We start from the raw sequence: 18,247 nt of genomic DNA on the forward strand, positions 1-18,247 counted from the left end.
TCACAGGCGCCGGTACAACTCCGCCAGCCGTTCCGCCTCCTCGGCGAACCGCTGCCGCAGGGACGCGGGGGAGACCACCTCGGCCTCGGCGCCGAGCGCCGTGAGCTGGGTGTGCGCCACGTCCTCCGACTCCACCCGCAGCGTGACCGTCACCCACCCCCGCCCGTCCGGCTCCCCGGCCGTCGCCAGCGCGTCCCGGGCGGCCACCGGGTCCACGGCGTGCGGCAGCGCGCGCAGCCCCGCCGGCGACAGCCGTACGACGACCTCGGCCCGCAGGATCGAGCGCGCGAACCGCTCCGCCTGTGCGGCCCAGAACCCGGGCAGATCGAAGTCCTCGTCCCGGCAGAAACGATCCTTCAGATCCTCCACCCCGGCGAACCGGTCGATGCGGTACGTCCGGAAGACACCGCCCCGGCCCCCGTCGTCGCGCACCCGCGCGCACAGGTACCAGACCCCCGCCTTCAGCACGAGCCCGTACGGCTCCAGCTCCCGCACCACCTCCCGCCGCGACTCCCCGTCACCGCCCCGCAGGTAGCGCGCCCGCACACACCGGTCGTCCCACACCGCGCCCGCGACCACCGCCAGCGCCTCGGGAGTCTGCGGCTCCCTGAACCACGCGGGCGCGTCCAGATGGAACCGCTGGGCCGCCGCGCGAGGGGCGTCCCGCAGCGAGGGCAGCAGCGCGGCGGACACCTTCAGCCGGGCGGCGGAGGCGGCGTCCTCCAGCCCCATCTCGCGCAGCGCCCCCGGCACCCCGCTCAGGAACAGCGCCTCGGCCTCGCCCCGGGCCAGCCCGGTCAGCCCCGTCCGGTACCCGCCGACCAGCCGGTACCCCCCGGCCCGCCCCCGCTCCGCGTACACCGGCACCCCGGCCTCCGACAGCGCCTGCGCGTCCCGTGTGACGGTCCGCTCGGACACCTCCAGCTCCCGGGCCAGCTCGGCGCCGGTCATGGCGGGGCGGGACTGCAGGAGCAGCACCATCTTGATCAGGCGGGCAGCGCGCATACGGTCATGATGCCGGGACCCACCGACAGGGAAGGGGGGTACGGCGACCGCCGTACCCCCCTTCCCCGAACCGTGACCTACAGGCCGTAGCGCTCGCGCGCCTCCTTCACCGCGCTCGCCTTGACCTCGCCGCGCCGGGCCAGCTGGGCCAGGGCCGCGACGACCACCGACTCCGCGTCGACGCCGAAGTGACGGCGGGCCGCCTCGCGGGTGTCGGAGAGGCCGAAGCCGTCCGCGCCCAGGGAGGACCAGTCCTGCTCGACCCACTGAGCGATCTGGTCGGGTACCTGGCGCATGTAGTCGGAGACCGCGAGCACCGGCCCCTCGGCGCCCTGCAGCGCCCGGCGGACGTACGGCACCCGCTCCTCGCCGCGCAGCAGGCCGGCGTCGGCCTCCAGCGCGTCCCGGCGCAGCTCGGTCCAGGAGGTCGCGGACCACACGTCGGCGGCCACGCCCCACTCCTCGGCGAGCATCCTCTGCGCCTCGAGGACCCAGTGGATCGCGGTGCCGGAGCCGAGCAGCTGGATGCGCGGGGCGTTGGCGACCGGCGACAGGCCGGCCGACTCCGCCGTGTTGAAGCGGTACAGGCCCTTGACGATGCCCTCGTCGACGCCGGGTCCTGCGGGCTTCGCGGGCTGCGGCAGCGGCTCGTTGTAGACCGTCAGGTAGTAGAAGACGTTCGGGTCCTCGTCCGGCGCGGCCTCGCCGTACATACGGCGCAGACCGTCCTTGACGATCGTGGCGACCTCGTAGGCGAACGCCGGGTCGTAGGTGAGGGCGGCCGGGTTGGTCGCGGCGATGACCGGGGAGTGGCCGTCGGCGTGCTGCAGGCCCTCGCCCGTCAGGGTCGTACGGCCCGCCGTGGCGCCGACGAGGAAGCCGCGGCCGAGCTGGTCGCCGAGCTGCCACATCTGGTCGGCCGTGCGCTGCCAGCCGAACATCGAGTAGAAGATGTAGAACGGGATCATCGCCTCGCCGTGCGTCGCGTACGACGTCGAAGCGGCGATGAAGTCGGCCATCGAACCGGCCTCGGTGATCCCCTCGTTGAGGATCTGGCCGTTCTGGGCCTCCTTGTAGTACATCAGCTGGTCGCGGTCGACCGGCTCGTACGTCTGGCCCTTGGGCGAGTAGATGCCCAGGGACGGGAAGAGCGACTCCATGCCGAAGGTGCGCGCCTCGTCGGGGACGATCGGCACCCAGCGCTTCCCGGTCTCCTTGTCGCGGACCAGGTCCTTGATCAGGCGGACGAAGGCCATGGTGGTGGCCACGTTCTGGGAGCCGGAGCCCTTGTCGAAGGAGGCGAACGCCTTCTCCGCGGGGGCGGGCAGCGGGGCCACCGGGTGCACGCGGCGGGCCGGGGCGGGACCACCGAGGGCCGCGCGGCGCTCCTGGAGGTAGCGGACCTCGGGGGAGTCGGCGCCGGGGTGGCCGTAGGGAACCACGCCGTCGGTGAAGTCGCTGTCCTTGATGGGCAGTTCGAGCAGGTCGCGCATCGTCTTGAACTCGTCCACCGTCAGCTTCTTCATCTGGTGGTTGGCGTTCTTCGACGCGAAGCCCTCGCCGAGGGTGTGGCCCTTGACGGTCTGGGCCAGGATGACGGTCGGCGCGCCCTTGAACTCGACGGCGGCCTTGTAGGCGGCGTACACCTTGCGTGCCTCGTGACCACCGCGGGAGAGGTGGAAGCACTCCAGGATCTTGTCGTCGGACAGCAGTTTCGCCATCTCGACGAGCGCCGGGTCCTTGCCGAAGAAGTCCTGGCGGATGTAGGCGGCGTCGCGGGTCTGGTACGTCTGCACCTGGGCGTCCGGCACCTCGCGCAGACGGCGCACGAGCGCGCCGGTGGTGTCGAGCCGGAACAGCTCGTCCCAGGCCGAGCCCCACAGCGTCTTGACGACGTTCCAGCCGGCGCCGCGGAACTGGGCCTCCAGCTCCTGCACGATCTTGAAGTTGGCGCGGACCGGGCCGTCGAGGCGCTGCAGGTTGCAGTTGATGACGAAGGTCAGGTTGTCCAGGCCCTCGCGGGAGGCGAGCGCGAGCGCCGCCGTGGACTCGGGCTCGTCCATCTCGCCGTCGCCGAGGAAGGCCCAGACGTGGGAGGCGGAGACGTCCTTGATGCCGCGGTTGGTCAGGTAGCGGTTGAAGCGCGCCTGGTAGATCGCGGAGAGCGGGCCGAGGCCCATCGACACCGTCGGGAACTCCCACAGCCAGGGGAGCCGCCGCGGGTGCGGGTAGGAGGGCAGGCCGTCGCCGCCGGACTCGCGGCGGAAGTTGTCCAGGTGGGACTCGTTCAGCCGGCCGTCGAGGAAGGCGCGGGCGTAGATGCCGGGGGAGGCGTGGCCCTGGATGTAGAGCTGGTCGCCCGAGCCGTCGGCCTCCTTGCCCCTGAAGAAGTGGTTGAAGCCGGTCTCGTAGAGCCAGGCCGCCGAGGCGAAGGTGGCGATGTGGCCGCCGACGCCGTACTTGGAGCCGCGGGTCACCATCGCGGCCGCGTTCCAGCGGTTCCAGGCGGTGATCTTCCGCTCCATCTCCTCGTCACCGGGCACGCCCGGCTCGGCGACGGTGGGGATGGTGTTGACGTAGTCGGTCTCGAGAAGCTTCGGCAGCGCGATGCCGCCCGCCTCCGCGCGCTCCAGCGTGCGGCGCATCAGGTACGCGGCACGGTGCGGGCCGGCCGCCTTGGCGACCGCGTCCAGCGAGGCCTGCCATTCGGCGGTCTCCTCCGGGTCGCGGTCCGGGAGCTGGTCGAGCTCGCTCGGCTGGATGGCGTTGGGGTCGGTCATGTCGCCGCCTTCCTCAGTCGAAGGGGGTTCCCTCATCGGTAAGGGTTCGGGGGTGCCCTTGGTCTTTGGCAGGACAGGGCGAGGACCTCGGTGGAGGTCCGTCGGCGACTGTAGCTCCCTGATCGATGATCGATCAAAGGGTTGAGGGGAAAAACCTCTCGATTCCGAGAAAGTCGGCACGGGGTGTCTTTCGGGCAGGCACCCGGTGCCGCTTATATCGGGCGTTTTCGCAGGTGAGGGCCCACGTATGAGCGTGGGTACGCTCCGCTGAACTACGCGCGCGGCGCGCAGCCGAGGACGTGCGCCTTCACCAGCTCGGCGATCCGCGGGTCCCGGCGCCGGAACGCCTGGACCAGCTCCTCGTGCTCCTCGGCGTACGACTGTTGCCGCGTCCCCAGCCAGCGGATCGACAGGGCGGTGAACACCTCGATGCCGAGGCCCTCCCAGGTGTGCAGCAGCACCGAGTTGCCGGCCGCCCGGACCAGTTCCCGGTGGAAGCCGACGGTGTGCCGCACCTGGGCGGTGCCGTCGGCGTTGCGGTCGGCCTCGTAGAGAGCGGCGACATGCGGCTCCAGGGCCGAGCAGTCCTCGGCCAGCCGCGCCGCCGCCAGCTCGGCCGCGATCGCCTCCAGACCGGCCCGGACCGGGTAGCTCTCCTCCAGATCGGCCGCGGTCAGATTCCGCACCCGTACGCCCTTGTTCGGCGCGGACTCGATCAACCGCAGCGACTCCAGCTCGCGCAGCGCCTCCCGCACCGGCGTCTGGCTGACCTCCAGCTCGGTGGCGATCCGGCGCTCCACGATCCGCTCGCCCGGCTTCCAGCGCCCGCTGACGATCCCCTCCACGATGTGCTCGCGGATCTGTTCGCGCAGCGAGTGGACGACGGGCGCGGTCATGAGTGCTCCTTAAGGAGGGGCCGCCCATCGGCCCCGGGGGCGTTTGACGTTTAGACAATACGGCCGCGAGTGCTTTCCCGAGGGGCGCGCGGGGGCGCTTTTACGCAGGTGAGACAAGGCGCACACCGCGGTGTGCGGCGCCGCGGCCGGGCGCCCCCGGGCGGTCGGAGCCGGCCCGTGCCGAACAGCGGCGCCCCGCCCGGGAAGCCCGGGCGGGGCGCCGTACTGTCTGACGAGGTGATCAGAGGCCGAGTTCGACCTCGAACTCGCCCGCCTCCAGGATCGCCTTGACCGCGGTCAGGTAACGGGCCGCGTCGGCGCCGTCGACCAGACGGTGGTCGTAGGACAGGGTCAGGTACGTCATGTCGCGGACGCCGATGACCGTGCCCTCCTCGGTCTCGATGACGGCCGGACGCTTGACCGTGGCACCGATGCCGAGGATCGCGACCTGGCCCGGCGGCACGATGATCGTGTCGAAGAGCGCACCGCGCGAACCGGTGTTGGAGATGGTGAAGGTCGCGCCGGACAGCTCGTCCGGGGTGATCTTGTTGCCGCGGACCTTGCCGGCCAGGTCGGCCGTGGCCTTGGCGATACCGGCGATGTTGAGGTCGCCGGCGCCCTTGATGACCGGGGTCATCAGGCCCTTCTCCGAGTCCACCGCGATACCGACGTTCTCGGTGTCGAAGTAGGTGATCGTGCCCTCGGCCTCGTTGATCTTGGCGTTGATGACCGGGTGGGCCTTCAGCGCCTGGGCCGCCGCCTTCACGAAGAACGGCATCGGGGAGAGCTTGACGCCCTCACGGGCCGCGAAGGAGTCCTTCGCCTTGGCGCGCAGCTTCATCAGCCGCGTGACGTCGACCTCGACGACCGAGGACAGCTGGGCCTGCTCGTGCAGCGCCTTGACCATGTTGTCGCCGATGACCTTGCGGATGCGGGGCATCTTCACGGTCTGGCCGCGGAGGGGGGAGGCCTCCAGGGCCGGTGCCTTCTTCGCGGCGGCCGGAGCGGCGGCGGCCGGGGCGGCGGCGGCCTTCGCGGCCTCGGCGGCGGCGATGACGTCCTGCTTGCGGATACGGCCGCCGACGCCGGTGCCCTTGACGGAGCCCAGGTCGACACCGTTCTCGGCGGCGAGCTTGCGCACCAGCGGGGTGACGTAGGCACCCTCGTCGGTGGGCTGGGCGGCGGGCGCGACCGGAGCCGGGGCGACCGGAGCCGGGGCGACCGGAGCCGGAGCGGCCGGCGCGGGGGCCGGAGCGGCCGGGGCCGGAGCGGCGGCGGCCGGGGCGGGCGCCGGGGCGGCGGGCGCCGGAGCCGGGGCGGGCGCCGGAGCGGCGGCGGGGGCCGGGGCGGCAGGCGCCGGAGCGGCGGCCGGAGCCGCGCCCGGGGCACCGATGACGGCGAGCTTGGCGCCGACCTCGGCGGTCTCGTCCTCACCGACGGTGATCTCCAGCAGCACACCCGAGGTGGGCGCGGGGATCTCGGTGTCGACCTTGTCGGTGGAGACCTCGAGCAGCGGCTCGTCGGCCTCGACGGAGTCGCCGACCGACTTCAGCCAGCGGGTGACGGTGCCCTCGGTGACGGACTCGCCGAGCGCGGGCAGGACCACGTCCGTGCCCTCGGCGGAGCCGGCGCCGGTGGCGGCCTCGGCGGTGGGCGCCGGGGCGGGAGCGGCCTGCTCGGTGGAGGGCTGGGCGGCCGGGGCCGGCTCGGGAGCCGGCGGGGCGACCTCTTCGGCGGCCGGGGCCGGGGCGGCGGCCGGGGCGCCGGTGCCGTCGTCGATGATCGCCAGCTCGGCGCCCACCTCGACGGTCTCGTCCTCGGCGACCTTGATGGAGGCCAGGATGCCCGCGGCGGGCGCGGGGATCTCGGTGTCGACCTTGTCGGTGGAGACCTCGAGCAGCGGCTCGTCGGCCTCGACGCGCTCACCCTCGGCCTTCAGCCAGCGGGTGACAGTGCCCTCGGTGACGCTCTCGCCGAGCGCCGGAAGGGTTACGGAAACCGCCATGGTTTCGGTTGCTCCTTACGAGTTGCGGAAGTCTGTGTCGTCGCTTCGTCGACCGAGGGTCAGTCGTGCGAGTGCAGCGGCTTGCCCGCCAGGGCCAGGTGGGCCTCGCCGAGCGCCTCGTTCTGCGTCGGGTGGGCGTGGACGAGCTGGGCGACCTCGGCCGGCAGCGCTTCCCAGTTGTAGATCAGCTGGGCCTCGCCGACCTGCTCGCCCATGCGGTCGCCGACCATGTGGACGCCGACCACGGCACCGTCCTTGACCTGGACGAGCTTGATCTCGCCCGAGGTGTTCAGGATCTTGCTCTTGCCGTTGCCCGCCAGGTTGTACTTCAGAGCGACGACCTTGTCCGCGCCGTAGATCTCCTTGGCCTTGGCCTCGGTGATACCCACGGAGGCGACCTCCGGGTGGCAGTACGTCACCCGCGGGACACCGTCGTAGTCGATCGGGACGGTCTTCAGACCGGCCAGGCGCTCCGCCACCAGGATGCCCTCGGCGAAGCCGACGTGCGCGAGCTGGAGGGTCGGGACCAGGTCACCGACGGCGGAGATGGTGGGGACGTTCGTCCGCATGTACTCGTCGACCAGGACGTAGCCGCGGTCCATCGCGACGCCCTGCTCCTCGTAGCCGAGACCGGCGGAGACGGGCCCGCGGCCCACCGCGACCAGCAGGATCTCGGCCTCGAACTCCTTGCCGTCGGCCAGGGTGACCTTGACGCCGTCGGCGGTGTACTCGGCCTTCTGGAAGAAGGTGCCGAGGTTGAACTTGATGCCGCGCTTGCGGAAGGCGCGCTCGAGCAGCTTCGAGGAGTTCTCGTCCTCGACCGGGACGAGGTGCTTCAGACCCTCGATGACCGTGACGTCCGCGCCGAAGGACTTCCACGCCGAGGCGAACTCGACGCCGATGACACCGCCGCCGAGGATGATCGCGGACTTCGGCACGCGGTCCAGGACGAGGGCGTGGTCGGAGGAGATGATCCGGTCGCCGTCGATCTCCAGGCCCGGCAGCGACTTCGGCACGGAGCCGGTCGCGAGGAGCACGTGACGCCCTTCGACCCGCCGTCCGCCGACGTCGACGGAGGTCGGGGAGGACAGCCGGCCCTCACCCTCGATGTACGTCACCTTGCGGGAGGCGACGAGCCCCTGCAGGCCCTTGTACAGGCCGGAGATCACGCCGTCCTTGTACTTGTGGACCCCGGCGATGTCGATGCCCTCGAAGGTGGCCTTGACGCCGAACTGCGCGCTCTCGCGGGCCTGGTCGGCGATCTCGCCCGCGTGCAGCAGGGCCTTGGTGGGGATGCAACCCCGGTGCAGGCAGGTGCCGCCGACCTTGTCCTTCTCGATCAGGGCGACGTCCAGGCCCAGCTGCGCCCCGCGCAGGGCCGCGGCGTAACCGCCACTACCACCGCCGAGGATCACTAGGTCGAAAACGGTGCTGGCGTCGTTCGCCACGTCACGTCCTCCATGCATGTGCGCCGTGCGCCGGTCGTCGCTGACCGCCGGCGGCTGATGTCCGGCCGCTCTTCTTCTTCGGCCCTGTGGTGGGGCCCTGTCCTGCCGACGCCCATCCTCGCACTTGTCGGAGGCCGACGAGACACGGGGCCGGGGTGTGAGACGTCCCACGTTCAGATGAGCGTCCCGCAGCAGCGCGGGGCCGTATCGGCCCCCGGCCCCGCCGCGCGGGCGCGGCCGGACGGCCTCCCTGGTGACGGGCGTGACGGGTCCCACCCAGGGGCGCGGGGAACTGCGCGACCGGCCACACACGGCCCGCACCCGCCACACGGACGGACGGAACCGAGTGATCAGGCGCACAGTTCCCCAGCCCAGGCGGCTAGCCCAGCTCACCCGCGGCGGTCAGCTCCGCGAGCCGCACCAGGGTCCGCACGGCCGTCCCGGTGCCGCCCTTCGGCGTGTACCCGAAGGGACCCCCCTCGTTGAACGCCGGCCCGGCGATGTCCAGGTGGGCCCAGGTGATCCCCTCGCCCACGAACTCGCGCAGGAACAGACCGGCGACCAGCCCGCCGCCCATCCGCTCACCCATGTTCGCGATGTCGGCGGTGGCGGAGTCCATGCCCTTGCGCAGGTGCTCCGGCAGCGGCATCGGCCACGCCGGCTCGCCGACCTCCTCGGCGGCCTCGTACACCGCCGTGCGGAACGCGTCGTCGTTGGCCATGATCCCGAACGTCCGGCTGCCCAGCGCCAGCATCATCGCGCCGGTCAGCGTCGCCACGTCGACGATCGCGTCCGGCTTCTCCTGGGACGCCGCCCACAGCGCGTCGGCGAGGACCAGCCGGCCCTCGGCGTCGGTGTTCAGCACCTCCACGGTCTTGCCGCTGTACATGCGCAGGACGTCGCCCGGGCGGGTGGCGGTGCCCGACGGCATGTTCTCGGCGAGCGCCAGCCAGCCGGTGACGTTGACCTGGAGCCCCAGCCGCGCGGCGGCGACCACGGCGGCGAAGACCGCCGCCGCGCCGCTCATGTCGCACTTCATCGTCTCGTTGTGACCGGCCGGCTTCAGCGAGATGCCGCCCGAGTCGTAGGTGATGCCCTTGCCGACGAAGGCGAGGTGCTTGTCCGCCTTCGAGGAGGTGTACGACAGCTTGACCAGGCGCGGAGCCGCCGCGGAGCCGCCGCCGACGCCCAGGATGCCGCCGTAGCCGCCCTTGGCCAGGGCCTTCTCGTCGAGCACCTGCACCTTGATGCCGTGCTCCTTGGCCGCGGTCTGCGCCAGGGCGGCGAACGCCTCCGGGTTGAGGTCGTTCGGCGGCATGTTGATCAGGTCGCGGGCCCGGTTGAGCTCCTCGCCCACGGCGGCGGCACGGGCGAGCGCGGCCTTGTGGGCGGCGTCGCGCGGCTTCCCGCCGAGCAGGACGGCCTCGGCGAGCGGCGCCTTGGCGTTCTTGGCCTTGGCGTCGCCGCCGTTCTGCTTGTACGCGTCGAAGGAGTAGGCGCCCAGCACCACGCCCTCGGCGACCGCGCCGACGTCGCCGGCGTCCGTGAGGGGCAGGGCGAAGGCGGCCTTCTTGGACCCGGTGAGGGTGCGGGCGGCCACGCCGGCCGCCCTGCGGAGCGCCTCGGAGTCGAAGGACGCGTCCTTCTCGGGCTCCGCGCCCAGCCCCACCGCGAGCACGAGGGGTGCCTTGAAGCCGGCCGGGGCGGGCAGCTTCGTCACCTCGCCCTCGGCGCCGGTGGCGCCGAGGGTTTCCAGCACGCCGGCGAGGCGGCCCTCGTAGGCCTTGTCGACGGGCTCGGCGCCCGGGGCAACGATCAGGGCCCCGGACGGGGAGGCAGTGCCCTTGGCGACACCGATCACGATCGCGTCGGCCCGGAGGCCGGGCGCCGCGGCGGTGCTGAGAGTGAGAGCAGTCACGGTGGTGAAATCTCGCTTCCGATGTGAAGTTGCTGTGGCCGGAATGTGTGGGTCGACCGGGCCCGGCAGCAGACCCTAGACCGTGCTGTCGGAGTCCCGACGGCACGGTCCGGTCCCGGCCGGAGAAGCGGTCGCGTCCGGGGTCGGTCCCACCGGCGCGGCGAACCGGCGTGACGAACCCCGCAACGAGCGTACGCGTGCCTGCGCATTCGCTCATGCACGCGAGCGTTCACCTGTCGGTGGCGTCGTAGCCACTTCTGGATCCTCGCACTCCATGACCTGAGTCACACTCGTCGGGTTCCGGCGAGGAGATCACTTCGCCGCTTCGCATGATTTCCACGGATTCTCCGCCGCATCGGCACAGCCATGTCCCGCGCGAGGAGATCCATCTCTGGGGGAGGACACACCATGGCGCACCCCGCGCGCATGTGGAGAACCGCCAAAAACGCCGCCGCTTTCCTGGCGGCCACGGGGCTGACGGCGCTGAGTCTGGGGGCGGCACCCGGCGCCGCCGCGGCGGGGGAGCCGCGGATCGACCTGAGGGTCCTGGTCGTGGACAACGGCGACAGCCCGGTCCAGGCGATCACCGCCCAGCTCAAGAGCACCGGCATCCCGTACACCGTCGTCGACCTCAACTCCGCGAGCCGGCCGACGATCACCGCGGCCTTCCTGGCCGACACCGTGAACGGGACGCCGAGGGCCAGGTTCCAGGGCGTCGTGCTGCCCAACGAGGCACCGTTCGGGGCGGGTTCGGCCGAGCAGACCGCGCTGGAGGCGTACGAGAACACGTACGGCATCCCGCAGGTCGACGCCTACACCTGGGCGCACCCGGAGGTCGGCCTGGACTACGCGTCCTACGCCGGCTCCCTCGACGGGCAGCAGGCGTCCGTCAGCACGGCCGGCCGGACCGGCTGGTTCGGCTATCTCGACGGCGGCTTCACCTTCGAGGACAACTCGCCGGCGATCGGCGAGAGTTACGGCTACCTGGCGGCGCCCCGGGCCGGCTACACCAGCTACGTCGACGCGCCCCTGCCCGGTGACGGCGGCACCGGCAGCCTGGTCGGCGAGTACGCCCACGACGGACGCCGCGAGCTGGTCGTGACGTTCGCCTACAACCAGTACCAGCAGCAGTTCCGGCTGCTGGCCCGGGGCATCGTCGAGTGGCTCACCCAGGGCATCCACCTGGGCCAGGCCCGCAACTACTTCGCGGTCCACGTCGACGACGTCTTCGCACCCGACGCCCGCTGGGACGCCGAGCGCAACTGCACGCCCGGCGACATCGACTGCGTGGGCGGCGGGGACGACGACGGCACGCCCATCCGGATGACGGAGGCCGACGCGGCCTACGCCGCCCAGTGGCAGCAGGAAAACGGCTTCACCATGGACATGGTGTACAACGCCGGCGCCGGGGAGGAGTGGAAGACCGAGAACGGCGGCACCGACGCCATGGCCGACCGGCTCCTCGCCGACAAGGCCAGGTACCGCTGGATCAACCACACCTACACGCACCCGTTCCTCGGCTGCGTCCAGGACACCTCCACCGTGCCGTGGAGCTGCGCGAAGAACGCCGACGGCTCGACCCAGTACATGAGCCGCGCCGACATCTCCGCGCAGATCCGCGACAACGACAACTGGGCCGCCGCCAAGGGGCTGCCGATCGACCGCACCGAACTGGTCACCGGCGAGCACTCGGGCCTGAAGACGCTGCCGCAGCAGCCCGAGGACAACCCGAACCTGGCCGGCGCCCTCTCCGACAACGGCGTCAGGTGGATCGCCTCGGACAACTCGCGCGAGCCCGAGCAGCGGGCGGTGGGCCGGGCGCTGACCGTGCCGCGCTACCCGATGAACGTGTACTACAACACGGGCACCAAGGCCGAGATGGCCGACGAGTACAACTGGATCTACACCTCCCAGGCCGACGGCGGCAGCGGCATCTGCGAGAACAACGCGTCCTCCACCTGCCTGGCCGAGCCGCTGGACCCGGACACCGGCTACGACGACCACATCGTCCCGCAGGAGGCCCGCACCGACCTGGGGCACGCCATCAGCAACGACCCGCGGCCGCACTACGCGCACCAGTCCAACCTGGCCGAGGACCGTCTGCTGTACCCGGTCATGGAGAAGGTGCTGACCGACTACGAGGCGCTCTTCGCCGACAACACCCCTCTGCAGAACCTCCGCCAGAGCGCCATCGGCACCGAACTCCAGCGCCGCGCCGCCTGGCAGGCCGCCGTCGCCGCCAACAAGGTGACCGCCTACCGCATCGGCACGACCGTGACGATCACCGCGCCGAACGGCACCCAGATCCCGGTCACCGCACCGGAGGGCACGAAGAAGCAGCAGCTCATCGGCAGCTCCGTCTTCGGCACGCCGTACGCCGGCAGCCGCTCGGACTGGACCACGCCGACCGGCCTGCAGACCTCGGTCACGCTCAGACTGCCGTAGACACCGGCGCCCTGCGAGGGGCACAGCCCGGGGGGAGAGCGCCCTGAAGGGGCGCGGGGAACCGCGCGACCGGCCACCACGGCCCGCGGCCGGAATCCGGTCCGCGGTTCCCCCACATCATCCGCACCACACAGGGGGAAGCGGCGCAGCCATGCGCACAGGCCGTCATGTCACCATGCTCACCGAAGGCACCTACCCACTCGTCCACGGCGGGGTCAGCACCTGGTGCGACCAGCTCGTCAAGGGCATGCCGGAGGTGGACTTCCACCTCGTCTCGATCTCCGGCAGCGGCCGGGAACCCGTGACCTGGGAGCTGCCGCACAACGTCCACCGTCACACCACCGTGCCCACCTGGGGCCCGCGCCCCGGCCGCGACCGCCCGCCGTACGGCAGGGATCTGCGCCGCTTCGCCGACGCCTACGAGCGTCTCCTGCTGTCCTTCCTCGACCCCGAGGCGCCCTGCGACTTCGGCGAGAGCCTCTTCGAGCTGGCCGAACTCGCCCGGGCGGGACGCCTGTCGGCGGCCCTGCGCAGCGAGACCGCGCTGCGCTCGCTGATGTGGATATGGACGATGCCGCACCTGCCCACGGCCGCCGCGGCCCCCACCGTGCACGACGCGCTCACCGCCACCGACCTGCTGGAACACGCCCTGCGCCCGCTGGGCGTCCGCATCGCGCGGTCCGCCGACGGCACGGCGGGCACCGTCGCGCACGCCGTCAGCAGCGGCCTCGCCACCCTCCCCGCCCTCACCGCCCGGCACTTCGACGGTGTGCCCTTCCTCCTCACCGAGCACGGCATCTACCTGCGCGAGCGCTACCTCGGCAGCCGCCGCGAGGTGCGCCGCTGGCCGGTGAAGGCCTTCATGCTCGGCTTCCACCGTGCCCTGAACTCCCTCGGCTACCGGACGGCCGACCTCATCACCCCCTGCAACCAGTACAACCGCCGCTGGGAGGAGCGCGGCGGCGCCGACCCCGGCAAGATCCGCACCGTCTACAACGGCGTCGACCCGCACGCCTTCCCGCACGCCGGACCCGAGCCCGAGGTCCCCACCCTGACCTGGTGCGGCCGCGTGGACCCCATCAAGGACCTCGAGACCCTGCTGCGCGCCTACGCCCTGGTCCGCGCCGAACTCCCGGAGACCCGGCTGAGGTTGTTCGGCCCGGTGCCTCCCGGCGGCGAGGAGTACGCCACCCGTCTGGAGAAGCTCGCCGCCGAACTCGGCGTCACCGACGGCCTCACCTTCGAGGGCCGGGTCACCGAGGTCTGGCGCGCCTACGCCGCCGGGCATGTCGTGATGCTGTCGTCGATCTCCGAGGGCTTCCCGTTCTCCATCATCGAGGCCATGTCCTGCGGCCGTACGACGGTGTCGACGGACGTCGGCGGAGTGCGCGAGGCCGTCGGCGACACCGGTCTGGTCGTCCCGCCGCGCGAGCCGGAGAAGATGGCCGCGGCCGCCCTGACCCTCCTCAAGGACGACGAGCAGCGCCTGGAACTCGGGGAGTTGTCCCGCCGGCGGGTCATCGACCGCTTCACGCTCCGCCGCTCGGTCGACAACTTCCGCACGATCTACCAGGAGCTCGCCGGCCTGCCCGAGGTCTACGAACCCACGGTCGAGACGGTCGCCGACTGGACCGAGGAACTGCGCGACCCGTGGTACCGCGCCGTCGCGACGGACGGGACCGACTGGTGAACCGGAACACCACCGGCCGCGACACCACCGGCCCGGGCACCGCCGGCCGGAACCTGACCGGCGGGAACACGACCCGCCGGGACACGGCCGGGCCGCCCGCCGTCCCCCGGCAGCGCACGACGACGCCCTCCTGGGCCGCCCCCGACCCCGTCGACCAACTCGCCGAGCGCTTCGACGAGTCCGTGGCCGCCGCCGTCCACCCGGACGAGATAGCCGCCCTGCTGGAGTCCGACGGCCTCTCCGACGACCGGATCCGCGAACGCTACGGCGCCCGGAACTCCTTCGCGCTCGCCGAGGAGCTCTACGCCCGCGTCCCGCGCCGTCATCCGGAACCCGACGGCCCGCCCGACGACCCCTGGCGGGTGGGCCTGCGCGCGTGTCTCCTGCGCGGCCTGGTCTTCGCCCTGCCCGGCTTCGCGTACGTCCTCGGCGCCCCCCTGCTGACCGGCCCGCCCGGCGCCCTCGGGCTCCCCGCGGGCACGGTCCCGCTGCTGGCCGGCGCGCTGCTGGGCTGGACCTGGAACCAGGGGCTGTCCCACCGGGCGTACGCCTGGCTGGGGCTCGGCAACCGGCCGGCCGCCCGCCGCTGCCTCCTCGTGGGGGCCCCGGTGGGCGCCCTGCTCGGCGTGCTGACCGCCCTGGCCGTGGCCGGGCCCGCCGACGGGACGGCCGTGGCGTTCGCCGCCGGCCAGTCCTGCTACCTCGGCGCGTCCACCACCCTGCTCGTCCTGGGCCGCGAACGCGCCCTGCCGGCCGCCCTGGCGCCGATGACGGCGGGCGCCCTGCTGTCGCTGGTCCGTCCACTCCCGGCGCCGGCCGGCCTGACCCTGCTGCTGGGCTCCCTGGCCGCGGTGATGCTGCTCGGCCTGTGGGAAGTGGCGCCCTCGGCGAAGGAGTGGCGGCGCCCGTTCTCCCGGTCCGGCGACGGGCCCCGGCTCTCCGGCTCCCTCCCGTACGCCCTGTTCGGCCTCGGCACCGGCGCCCTCGTCCTGTACGCGGCGCTGGGGGACGTACTGGCGGGGGAGGAGCACAGCGCCCTGGCCGCACCCGCCGCCGTTGCGCTCACCCTCAGCATGGGCCCCGCCGAATGGCTGCTGTACCGCTTCCGCAGCGGCAGCCTGGCCGGGCTGCGCTCCACCGGCACCCCGGGCGCCTTCCGGCGGGCCGCGCTGCGCACCGGCGCCGAGTGCCTGTCCGGCTACCTGCTCGTCCTGCTGGCCCTCGGGCTGGCCGCCACGGCCCTGTGGCCGGACGCGCCCGGCCTCACCGGCGTACGCCTCGCGGGCCTGCTCCTGCTGGGCGTGGTCCTGTGGACCGGGCTGCTGCTGCAGTCCTTCGGCGCCGTCCGCGGCACGGCCGCCGTCTGCTGCGCGGCCGCCCTCGCCCAGACCGTCGCCCTGCGCACCCACGCGGCGGACCCGCACCACCTTGCCCTTACGGTGTACGGAACGGCGGCCGCCGTCCAGGCGCTGCTGGTCCGCACACTCCTGGGAAGGGCGACGGCCCACCGATGAACACGCGCACCCTCCTCGCGGCCGCGTCCCTCCTCCTGCTGCTCACGGGCTGCACGCCGCCCCCCGACGACAAGCCGGGGGGCGGCGGGACGCAGACGGCGGAGTCGGCGGAGACGGACCCGGGGACGCGCTGGCGGCCCCGGGCCGGCACCGACTGGCAGTGGCAGCTCAGCGGGAAGCTGGACACCTCCGTCGACGTCCCGGTGTACGACATCGACGGCTTCGACCACGGAGAGGAGACCGTCGACGCTCTGCACGCGGACGGCCGCAAGGTCATCTGCTACCTCTCCACCGGCGCCTGGGAGGACTGGCGCCCGGACGCCGGCGACTTCCCCGAGGCGGTGCGGGGCAAGGGCAACGGCTGGGAGGGCGAGAGCTGGCTCGACATCCGCCGCACCGACGTCCTCGAACCCCTGATGGCGGCCCGTCTCGACATGTGCCGCGACAAGGGCTTCGACGCGGTCGAGCCGGACAACATGGACGGCTACAAGAACACCACCGGCTTCCCGCTGACGGCGGCCGACCAGCTCCGCTACAACCGCCTGATCGCCCGCCTCGCCCACGAGCGGGGCATGTCCGTCGGCCTGAAGAACGACCTCGACCAGATCCCCGCCCTCGTCGACGACTTCGACTTCGCGGTCAACGAGCAGTGCGCCCAGTACGGCGAGTGCGAGGAGCTGACCCCCTTCACCGAGGCGGACAAGGCGGTCTTCCACGTCGAGTACGAACTCCCCACCAGCCGCTTCTGCCCCGAGTCCAGGCGCCTGAAGCTGAGTTCCCTGCTCAAGAAGTACGAACTGGGCGCCTGGCGCAGGGCCTGCTAGGGCGGTCGGTGCGCCGCGGGTGCTGTGCGGGACTTTCGAAACACCCCCTGGGGCTCGTGCGACGGTGGCGCCCGCCGCGGGCGACGGCACCCCTGGCGCGGCACTAGCCGGCCAGGGCCAGCACCACGAGCGCGGTCGTCGCCGCCGTCTCCGCGAGGCCGCCGAACACGTCCCCGGTGACCCCGCCGAAGCGGCGTGTGCAGTGGCGCAGGAGGAGTTCGGCGGCGGCGAGCGCCAGGACGACCGCGACGGCCGTACGGACACCGCCGTACCCGCCGGACAACGCCCCCCAGGCCGCCGGGCCGAGGATGCACACGGCCGTCACCGCGAGCGCGCCCGGCACCGGCACCACCCCGGCGACCGCCGCGCCCAGCCCCTCCGGACGGGCGGCCGGGACGCCGGCGCGGGCGGCCAGGGTGAGCGCCAGCCGGGCCGCCACGGCCGAGGTGACGGCGGCGACGGCACCCCGGGCCCAGGACTCGCCGTAGAGCTGCGCCAGCGCGGCCACCTGCGCCAGCAGCACGAACACGAGCGTGAGCACACCGAACGGACCGATGTCCGACTGCTTCATGATCCGCAGCGCGTCCTCGGCGGGCTTGCCGCTGCCCAGTCCGTCCGCGGTGTCGGCGAGCCCGTCGAGGTGCAGTCCGCGGGTGAGGACCGCGGGTACGGCGGCGGAGGCGACGGCGGCCAGCGGCGGGCTCGCGCCCAGCAGGAGCAGCAGCAGACCGAGTCCGGCCGCGCAGCACCCGACGACCAGCCCGACCACGGGGGCGCTCAGCATGCCGCCGCGCGCCGCCTCCCGGTCCCAGCGGGTCACCCTGACGGGGAGGACGGTGAGGGTGCCGAAGGCGAAGCGGAGACCGTCGACGGCCGAGGTCATGAACACGTCGGCAGACTAGCCCGGACGCCCTTCCCGCGAGGCGGCCCACCCCGCTCCCCGCGAGACTGGGGACATGGGCCACTGGCTGCAGCGCAACATCGTGGAACCGGGAAAACTCCCCCTGCTCCTCGCGCTGACCGCGTTCGTCCTCACCTTCCTGATCACCCGGGCCGTCACCCGGCTCATCCGGGCGGGCAGGGGGCCCTTCGGCAACATCAGCTCCGGCGGGGTGCACATCCACCACGTCGTGCCCGGGGTCGTGCTGACCGTCACGGGCGGCTTCGGGGCGGTGGCCAGCGGCCGGCAGGGGTTCGGCTCCGCCGCCTTCGCGGTGATCTTCGGGATCGGTACGGGCCTCGTGCTCGACGAGTTCGCGCTGATCCTGCACCTCGACGACGTGTACTGGACGGAGGCGGGGCGCAAGAGCGTGGAGGCCGTCGTGCTGACGGCCGCCCTCGTCGGACTGCTGCTGGTGGGGGCCGCGCCGTTCGGCGTCGACGGCCTGAGCGACGACGAGCTCCAGGACCGGGGGAGCGTCCTCGCGACCGTCGCGGTCAACTTCCTCTTCTCGCTGGCCGTGCTGTTCAAGGGCAAGGTCAAGATGGCGGTCTTCAGTGTCTTCATCCCGTTCTTCGGCCTGATCGGCCTGGCACGGGTGGCGCGGCCCGGGTCCCCGTGGGCCCGCCGCTTCTACCGGCGGCGGCCGAAGACCCGGGCGAAGGCGGTTCTGCGGGCCTACCGGCACGACCGGCGATGGGCGGGGCCCCGCCGGGTGGTGGGGGACTGGCTGGGCGGCAAGACGACTGCGGAGCTGGAACGCGGCGCCTAGGGGGACGGGC

12 protein-coding genes are annotated in these 18,247 nt (G+C 72.6%); 5 read left to right on the forward strand and 7 right to left on the reverse strand.

All coding sequences use genetic code 11. The annotated features are described in order from the left end of the window. From ACFY30_RS38250 to ACFY30_RS38275, 6 genes are all read right to left on the reverse strand, one after another. The gene (locus ACFY30_RS38250; protein WP_390849757.1) at positions 1-1,005 is read right to left on the reverse strand and encodes a helix-turn-helix transcriptional regulator; all 1,005 of its coding nucleotides are present in this window, start codon (positions 1,003-1,005) and stop codon (positions 1-3) included. Between the two features lie 77 nt (positions 1,006-1,082). After that, positions 1,083-3,785, reverse strand: a complete 2,703-nt coding sequence (gene aceE / locus ACFY30_RS38255) for a pyruvate dehydrogenase (acetyl-transferring), homodimeric type (RefSeq protein WP_390849758.1) — start codon at positions 3,783-3,785, stop codon at positions 1,083-1,085. 272 nt (positions 3,786-4,057) lie between these two features. Continuing rightward, complete coding sequence (locus ACFY30_RS38260) at positions 4,058-4,681, reverse strand: GntR family transcriptional regulator (protein WP_390655753.1); 624 nt, start codon at positions 4,679-4,681, stop codon at positions 4,058-4,060. A gap of 241 nt (positions 4,682-4,922) precedes the next feature. Then, on the reverse strand, positions 4,923-6,686 hold the full coding sequence (sucB, locus tag ACFY30_RS38265; protein WP_390849759.1) for a 2-oxoglutarate dehydrogenase, E2 component, dihydrolipoamide succinyltransferase: 1,764 nt from the start codon (positions 6,684-6,686) through the stop codon (positions 4,923-4,925). 59 nt (positions 6,687-6,745) lie between these two features. Further along, positions 6,746-8,134 (reverse strand): dihydrolipoyl dehydrogenase, encoded by a 1,389-nt coding sequence (gene lpdA / locus ACFY30_RS38270; RefSeq protein ID WP_390655755.1) that lies wholly within the window; start codon positions 8,132-8,134, stop codon positions 6,746-6,748. Positions 8,135-8,513: 379 nt separating this feature from the next. Continuing rightward, on the reverse strand, positions 8,514-10,052 hold the full coding sequence (locus ACFY30_RS38275; protein WP_390849760.1) for a leucyl aminopeptidase: 1,539 nt from the start codon (positions 10,050-10,052) through the stop codon (positions 8,514-8,516). A gap of 408 nt (positions 10,053-10,460) precedes the next feature. Here ACFY30_RS38275 and ACFY30_RS38280 point away from each other — a divergent pair, with 408 nt between their 5' ends. The 4 genes from ACFY30_RS38280 (at position 10,461) to ACFY30_RS38295 (ending at position 16,525) form a co-directional block, all read left to right on the forward strand. After that, positions 10,461-12,497: a hypothetical protein gene (locus ACFY30_RS38280; RefSeq protein WP_390849761.1), complete on the forward strand. Its 2,037-nt coding sequence runs from the start codon at positions 10,461-10,463 to the stop codon at positions 12,495-12,497. Positions 12,498-12,648: 151 nt separating this feature from the next. Then, entirely contained in the window at positions 12,649-14,187 is a 1,539-nt protein-coding gene (gene pelF / locus ACFY30_RS38285; protein ID WP_390849762.1) for a GT4 family glycosyltransferase PelF, read from the forward strand. Between the two features lie 53 nt (positions 14,188-14,240). Next, on the forward strand, positions 14,241-15,701 hold the full coding sequence (locus ACFY30_RS38290) for a hypothetical protein (RefSeq protein WP_390849814.1): 1,461 nt from the start codon (positions 14,241-14,243) through the stop codon (positions 15,699-15,701). After that, entirely contained in the window at positions 15,698-16,525 is an 828-nt protein-coding gene (locus ACFY30_RS38295; protein WP_390849763.1) for an endo alpha-1,4 polygalactosaminidase, read from the forward strand. Before ACFY30_RS38290 ends, ACFY30_RS38295 begins: the two co-directional genes overlap by 4 nt. Before the next feature lie 103 nt (positions 16,526-16,628). Here the strand turns inward: ACFY30_RS38295 and ACFY30_RS38300 are convergent, their stop codons facing one another. Further along, positions 16,629-17,408: an adenosylcobinamide-GDP ribazoletransferase gene (locus ACFY30_RS38300; protein ID WP_390849815.1), complete on the reverse strand. Its 780-nt coding sequence runs from the start codon at positions 17,406-17,408 to the stop codon at positions 16,629-16,631. Positions 17,409-17,481: 73 nt separating this feature from the next. Here ACFY30_RS38300 and ACFY30_RS38305 point away from each other — a divergent pair, with 73 nt between their 5' ends. Beyond that, positions 17,482-18,237, forward strand: a complete 756-nt coding sequence (locus tag ACFY30_RS38305; protein ID WP_390849765.1) for a hypothetical protein — start codon at positions 17,482-17,484, stop codon at positions 18,235-18,237. Positions 18,238-18,247: the final 10 nt, after the last annotated feature.

Source organism: Streptomyces sp. NPDC000345, assembly GCF_042898825.1.
Taxonomy (GTDB): domain Bacteria; phylum Actinomycetota; class Actinomycetes; order Streptomycetales; family Streptomycetaceae; genus Streptomyces.

Coding starts and splice junctions, on each gene's coding strand:
- ACFY30_RS38250 (WP_390849757.1), bottom strand. CDS start 1,005: ATGCGCGCTGCCCGCCTGATCAAGATGGTGCTGCTCCTGCAGTCCCGC.
- aceE (WP_390849758.1), bottom strand. CDS start 3,785: ATGACCGACCCCAACGCCATCCAGCCGAGCGAGCTCGACCAGCTCCCG.
- ACFY30_RS38260 (WP_390655753.1), bottom strand. CDS start 4,681: ATGACCGCGCCCGTCGTCCACTCGCTGCGCGAACAGATCCGCGAGCAC.
- sucB (WP_390849759.1), bottom strand. CDS start 6,686: ATGGCGGTTTCCGTAACCCTTCCGGCGCTCGGCGAGAGCGTCACCGAG.
- ACFY30_RS38280 (WP_390849761.1), top strand. CDS start 10,461: ATGGCGCACCCCGCGCGCATGTGGAGAACCGCCAAAAACGCCGCCGCT.
- pelF (WP_390849762.1), top strand. CDS start 12,649: ATGCGCACAGGCCGTCATGTCACCATGCTCACCGAAGGCACCTACCCA.
- ACFY30_RS38295 (WP_390849763.1), top strand. CDS start 15,698: ATGAACACGCGCACCCTCCTCGCGGCCGCGTCCCTCCTCCTGCTGCTC.
- ACFY30_RS38300 (WP_390849815.1), bottom strand. CDS start 17,408: ATGACCTCGGCCGTCGACGGTCTCCGCTTCGCCTTCGGCACCCTCACC.
- ACFY30_RS38305 (WP_390849765.1), top strand. CDS start 17,482: ATGGGCCACTGGCTGCAGCGCAACATCGTGGAACCGGGAAAACTCCCC.